At 70.1% G+C, this 5,880-nt stretch carries 8 protein-coding genes; 1 reads left to right on the forward strand and 7 read right to left on the reverse strand.

Annotated features, from left to right (window positions below; genetic code table 11):
• From QN152_13520 to yajC, 3 genes are all read right to left on the reverse strand, one after another.
• A partial coding sequence (locus tag QN152_13520) for an HD domain-containing protein (protein ID MDR7540523.1) occupies positions 1-613 on the reverse strand: 613 nt, incomplete at its 3' end.
• A gap of 25 nt (positions 614-638) precedes the next feature.
• The gene (locus QN152_13525; protein MDR7540524.1) at positions 639-1,883 is read right to left on the reverse strand and encodes a Glu/Leu/Phe/Val dehydrogenase; all 1,245 of its coding nucleotides are present in this window, start codon (positions 1,881-1,883) and stop codon (positions 639-641) included.
• Between the two features lie 16 nt (positions 1,884-1,899).
• A complete protein-coding gene (yajC, locus tag QN152_13530) occupies positions 1,900-2,187 on the reverse strand; it encodes a preprotein translocase subunit YajC (GenBank protein MDR7540525.1) in 288 nt (95 codons plus the stop codon).
• A 111-nt stretch (positions 2,188-2,298) separates the two neighbouring features.
• Here yajC and QN152_13535 point away from each other — a divergent pair, with 111 nt between their 5' ends.
• On the forward strand, positions 2,299-2,772 hold the full coding sequence (locus QN152_13535) for a hypothetical protein (protein MDR7540526.1): 474 nt from the start codon (positions 2,299-2,301) through the stop codon (positions 2,770-2,772).
• Positions 2,773-2,776: 4 nt separating this feature from the next.
• Here the strand turns inward: QN152_13535 and QN152_13540 are convergent, their stop codons facing one another.
• From QN152_13540 to ruvA, 4 genes are all read right to left on the reverse strand, one after another.
• On the reverse strand, positions 2,777-3,931 hold the full coding sequence (locus QN152_13540) for a SpoIID/LytB domain-containing protein (GenBank protein MDR7540527.1): 1,155 nt from the start codon (positions 3,929-3,931) through the stop codon (positions 2,777-2,779).
• A gap of 10 nt (positions 3,932-3,941) precedes the next feature.
• On the reverse strand, positions 3,942-4,175 hold the full coding sequence (locus tag QN152_13545; protein ID MDR7540528.1) for a DUF2905 domain-containing protein: 234 nt from the start codon (positions 4,173-4,175) through the stop codon (positions 3,942-3,944).
• A 40-nt stretch (positions 4,176-4,215) separates the two neighbouring features.
• The gene (gene ruvB / locus QN152_13550; protein MDR7540529.1) at positions 4,216-5,235 is read right to left on the reverse strand and encodes a Holliday junction branch migration DNA helicase RuvB; all 1,020 of its coding nucleotides are present in this window, start codon (positions 5,233-5,235) and stop codon (positions 4,216-4,218) included.
• Positions 5,232-5,880, reverse strand: a 649-nt coding sequence (ruvA, locus tag QN152_13555; protein ID MDR7540530.1) for a Holliday junction branch migration protein RuvA, incomplete at its 5' end; no start/stop codon positions are given. The genes ruvA and ruvB, both read right to left, overlap by 4 nt.

The raw sequence follows: 5,880 nt of genomic DNA on the forward strand, positions 1-5,880 counted from the left end.
TGTCGATGGTCAGCTCCAGGGTGATGGTGCGGCTCTTCTCATCCACGCTCATGAAGGAGTGTTCCACGGAGTAGTTGACCCGGTCGTGGATGTCGAAGGTGGTGGGATCAGGGTTGCGCACACGGGTGCGGTGGACGTCGGACTTGTCGGAGAGGATCACCGCCGCGCCCACAGGGCTCACCGGCTCCCCGTGGGGCTCCTCGTGGTTGCCGATGGCGCCCATGACGATGGCCCGCTCCGTGGGATCCATCCCCAGCTCCTCCAGGATGCGGTCGGCCAGCACCGCCCCGGCGTACTCGTGGTTCTTCCGCCCTACCAGGTTGCCGATGTCGTGTAGGTAACCGGCGATGGCCGCCAGCTGCGCCTGCCGCTCCTCGGCTCCCAGCCGCTTGAGGATGTTGTAGGCGATGCTGGCCGTAAGGTTGGCGTGGCGCGTCCCGTGCTCTGTGTAGCCGATGGCGCCGGTGTACTCGTTGGCCTTCTCCAGGTAGGCCACCACCGCAGGGTGGCGCTTCACCTCCTCCGGCAGGACGGCGGGTCTGACCTCTACGGCTGGCGGCGGACCGGCCTCCCCCGCCGCCGGCCGCCCCTTGCGCGGGCTTGTGGCTGCCATGCTCCTTCCAGAATCCTCCCTCCGCTCAGGCGTAGAGGCCACGCAACCGCCGGGCCTCCACGATGCGCTGCACCCCCAGGGCGTAGGCGGCAGTGCGCATGTCCACATGATAGCGCTCCGCCACGGCCAGGACGTCGTGGAAGGCCTGCTGCATCTTCTCCGCCAGGCGCTCGCGGACGACCTCCTCCTTCCAAAAATAGCCGTAGCGGTCCTGCACCCACTCGAAGTAGGAGACCACCACCCCACCCCCGTTGGCCAGGATGTCGGGAAGGATAAAGACGCCGCGCCGCCGCAGGATGGCATCCGCCTCCGGGGTGGTGGGCCCGTTGGCCCCCTCGGCGACGACCCGGGCGCGCACGGTGGGGGCATTCTCCGTGGTGAGCTGACCGCCCAGCGCCGCCGGCACCAGCAGGTCGCACTCCAGAGTGAGCATCTGGGCATTACTGAGAGGCTGAGTCCCGGGCAGGCCCACCACGCTGCCGGTCTGCCGCGCGTGCCGCACCGCCGCCTCGGGATCCAGGCCCCCGGGGGCGTATACCCCGCCCTGGACGTCGCTCAGGGCGATCACCCGCGCACCCGCCGCATGCAGCAGCCGGGCGGTGTTGGCGCCCACGTTGCCGAAGCCCTGGATGGCCACGCGCGCCCCCTCCAGGCCCAGCCCCAGCACCCGGAAGGCGGCGCGCACCACCTCCAGCAGCCCGCGCGCCGTGGCCTCCTCCCGGCCGCGGGAGCCGCCCAGGGCCACAGGCTTGCCGGTGACCGTCCCCGGCTCCACATAGCCCCGCTTCATGCTGATGGTGTCCATCACCCAGGCCATGATCTGGGGGTGCGTGCCCACGTCGGGGGCGGGGATGTCCCGGTCCGGCCCGATGATGTCGAAGATCTCCGCCGTGTACCGGCGGGTGAGCCGCTCCAGCTCCCGCCGGGAGAGGCGGGCCGGGTCCACGGCGATTCCTCCCTTGGCCCCGCCGAAGGGCACGTCCACCACCGCGCACTTCACCGACATCCAGGCGGCCAGCGCCTGAACCTCCTCCAGGGTGACGTGGGGATGGTAGCGGATGCCGCCTTTGCCCGGGCCGCGCACGGTGTCGTACTGCACCCGGTAGCCGGTGAAGGTCTCCACCCGCCCGTCGTCCATCTCCACGGGGAGGGTGACGATGATGGAGCGCTTGGGCGCTCGCAGCGGCTTGAGGTCGTTCTGCGGCAGAGCCAGGAGCGCGCCCACCCGCTCCACCATCTCCAGGTAGCTGGCGAAGGGGGAATCGGTCACCGCACCGTAGCCGCTGCTACTGGCTGGCCCTGGCCTGCTGCCGGCCGCGCACAGCCTGCACCGCACCGCGCTCCGCCTTCACCCTGACGTTGGGTGCCAGCTCCAGGGTCAGCTCATCGTCCTTGATCTTCTCAATGGTAGCGTAGAGGCCGCCCACCGTGAGCACGCGATCCCCTTCGCGCAGGTTCCGCAGCATCTCCCGCCGCCGCCGCATCTGAGTGGCCTGGGGCCGCCAGATGAAGAAAAAGAAGAACAGCACGAAGATCAACAGCGGGATCAGCGCCGACAACTGCTGCTGATTCATCCCGGCCTCCTTCTTTCTGCGCGGCCCCTGGAGTCTTTCGCCTGCACGGCGCACCCCACCTTCCAATATGCGCCATCTGCTACAATGACGGCGGTCGGACGGAGGGTGCGCATGCCGGAGGAACGAGAGCTCACACCGCAGGAGAAGATCGCTGCCGCCCGGGCCCGGGTGGAGGCGCTGAAGGCGCAACGAGCGGCGCAGGCGGCGGCAGGGGCGCCCGCCGCCAGCACGACAACGCCGGGGAAGCACCTGGACGTTTTCGTCTCCGCCGCCAACGCAGCGGGCCGCCCGGTGGAGCGCGTCCAGGGCAGGACGGTCCGCGCCTGCGGCACGGTCAACCAGGCGGTGGACATCGTCGCTGCGCCGGAGGACGCAGACAACCTGAAGAAGCTCCTGGCGGGGATCAGCGGCTACCAGAATCCCCTGCGCCGGGGCACGTTCCAGGTGGACTACCGCTACTACCAGGAGGCTCGCCGCCGCCTGGAAGCGGCCGGGTACACGGTGGAGGAGAACGACTTCATGGACCGTCCCCTGGCCGCGTGGACCCCTCAGACCCGCGGCTGGACCAGGGTGGAAGGCGCGTAGCGACTCAGCGCGTCTCCAGCTGGATGCCCTGGTAGTAAAAGGCGAGGATGTCCGGGTAGGCCCGACCGAGCAGCGCCTGGCCGCGGGCACCCCACTGGCTCATCCCCACGCCGTGACCGGAGCCGCGTCCCCAGAACTCCACAGCGGGAGAGTCGTCGTCGGCCGGGCGCACAGTGAACAGGGTGCTCCGCAGGAAGGTCACGCCCAGCAGCGTCCGCAGGTCCACCGCCCGCAGCTCCAGCGTCCCCCCCGCCCCTCTGAGGCGTACCGTCAGGGCGCGCCCCGAGGGGCTGGTGGCCGTCACCGTTACGGCGGAGATCCCCGCTAGCGGCCTCCCCGCGTTCGCCAGGCGCGCCTCCAGGGTGGGCAGGTCGATGCGGCTGAGCCACTCCCGGTACGGCGCGTCCTGGCCGTAAGGGTCAGCCACCCCCCGCAGGTAGGGGTAGGGCTGTCCCCAGACAAACTCGCTGCTCTCAGTGGTGCCGCCGGAATCTGCGTGGAAGGCGGCGAAGACGGGCCGCCCGCCGTAGGTCATGATCACCCCGCGCGTGGCCTCCACCGCCGCCGTCGTCCGCGGGTCCTCGGCGTTCATCCCCGCGTAGACCTGGGAGTCAGTGGTCGCCCGTAGGTCGTAGCCTTCCGCAGCAAACCGCCCCAGGCTGTAAAGGGCCAGCGTCCGCGCGGCCACCGCCTGGGCCTTAAGGGCTTCTACCGGCCAGCGCGGGTCCACCTCCATCTTCAGCACGCCGTAGAGGTATTCCTCGACAAAGAGCTCGTTGATGGCGGTAAGGCCCTGAGGTGTGCGGCGCAGTTCAATCACGCCGCGGTAGCGCCGCGGCCCCGCTGCCAGCCAGCCGACTTGGGACCGCAGGCGGAGCACAGGACCGAAGCGCGTCCCGGCGCCTTCAATGCCCTGGGGGGCGGGGCGGAACTCGTACGTCCCCGGAGGAAGCCTCACCACCGCCTGCGCCGCCACATCCCCCGCCTCCATGGCGCCCTCGGAGACAATGGGGATGGCCTCCTGCCCCAGGAGGATGCCCACGCGCACCAGCTGGGCCGTCGACGCGCCCACCTGGGACGCGGCCCCGGGCATCCACGCCATCCCGCCCACGACGGCCAGCGTGGCGGCAGCAGCGGTGGCAGCGAGGAAGCGGGGCACGGGCAATCGGTCAGGGCCGCCGGAAGACCAGCGTAAGCAGCAGCGTCAGGATCAGGCTGAGGAGCAAACTGGTGACGATGGGAAAGTAGAAGATGGTGTTCCCTCGCTGGATGAGGATGTCTCCCGGGAGACGGGGCACCCTCCCCCCGGCGACCTTACCCAGCGCCCCCACCAGCAGGCCCGCCACGATGAGCAGGACGCCAAAGGCCACCAGCATCCGGCCGATGAGGCTCAGCTCTCCCACAGGGCCTTCCCCGCCATGAGCATTCCCCACCAAAGAAGATTTACCACAGCTGCCCCTGGCCCCGCTCGGGAGGCGCCAGCCCCAGGTGCTGGTACGCCGCGGCGGTGGCCCGCCGCCCGGCCGGCGTGCGCGAGAGGAAGCCGCGCTTGAGCAGGAACGGCTCCACCACCTCCTCCAGGGTCTCCGGCTCCTCGTTCAACGTGGCCGCCAGCGCCTCGATCCCCACGGGCCCGCCGCCGTAGACCTCTACCAGAGCACGCAGCAGCCCCCGGTCCAGCCCGTCCAGCCCGGCTTCATCCACCCCCTCGAACTCACAGGCCTGTCGCGCCACCTCGCCGCTGATCCGGCCGTCGGCTCGAACCTGGGCGAAGTCGCGCACGCGGCGCAGCAGGCGGTTGGCGATGCGAGGGGTGCCGCGGGCGCGGCGGGCGATCTCCAGGGCCCCCTCCGCGGTGATGGCCACCCCCAGAATGGCCGCCGACCGCAGCACCACCTGCTGCAGATCCTCCACCGGGAAGAAGTCCAGGTGGTGCACGATGCCGAAGCGTTCCCGCAGCGGGGAGGAGAGCAGCCCCGCCCGGGTGGTGGCCCCCACCAGCGTGAACGGCTTCAACTGGTAGCGCAGGGTGCGGGCGTGCACGCCCTTGTCGATGACGAAGTTGACGCAGAAATCCTCCATGGCCGGGTACAGAAGCTCCTCCACGGCCCGCGGCAGCCGGTGGATCTCGTCGATGAAGAGGACGTCCCCGCGCTCCAGGTTGGTCAGGATACCCATCAGGTCGCCGCCCCGCTCCAGAGCCGGTCCGGAGGTGGAGATGAAGTTGGCCCCCATCTCGTTGGCCACCACCCCGGCCACGGTGGTCTTGCCCAAACCCGGCGGGCCGTGCAGGAGGATGTGGTCCACGGGCTCGCGCCGCTCCTTTGCCGCCTGGATGCTGATGCGCAGCCCATCGAAGACCTTTCCCTGCCCGATGCACTCGTCCAGCCGCTGCGGCCGCAGGCTGCGGATGAAGCGCTCCTCCTCGGCCGCGACCTCGGGGGTGATCCGTTCACGGCTCATGACCGGACCTCACGGCCTGAGGGCTCGCCGCCCTCGCCTGGAGGAGAGAGGGACGCCTCTTGCCGCTGCACCCGGTACACCTCCTGGAAGAGCTCCTCCGCGGTGCTGATGCCGGGATTGCGCCGCAGCGCCTCCTCCACCATCCGTTTGGCCTCTGCCTGGCGGTGCCCAAGCTGCCGGGTGAGGACCTCCAGCACCTCCGCCCGGAGGTCCTCCGCCCGCGGCGTGGGGACCACCTCTTCTTCCTGCAACAGGGCGTACTTGGCCATCTTCCCGCGGAGGGTAGCCACAATCTTTTCGGCCGTGCGTTCCCCGATTCCGGGCAGACGCCGCAGGAAGGAGATGTCCTTGCGCTCGATGGCGTCGGCGATGACGTGCACGGGGTGGGCCATGGCCTTCACCGCCTTGGTGGGCCCCAGCCCGTCCACGGTGATGAACCGCTCGAAGAACTCCTGCTCTACCTCTCGCAGGAACCCCACCAGCAGGGGGCGGGGCTGGTTGGCGCTCACGTGGTAGGAGATGTACAGCGCCACCTCTCCTGCGGGCGCGGCGGCCAGCGCCCGCGCCACTACCCCGGGCAGGTGCACCTCGTAGCCTACCCCACCGGCCTCTACGACCACCAGCTCCTCGGTGCGCCGCAGCACC

This window comes from Armatimonadota bacterium (genome assembly GCA_031459715.1).
GTDB lineage: Bacteria > Sysuimicrobiota > Sysuimicrobiia > Sysuimicrobiales > Humicultoraceae > Humicultor > Humicultor tengchongensis.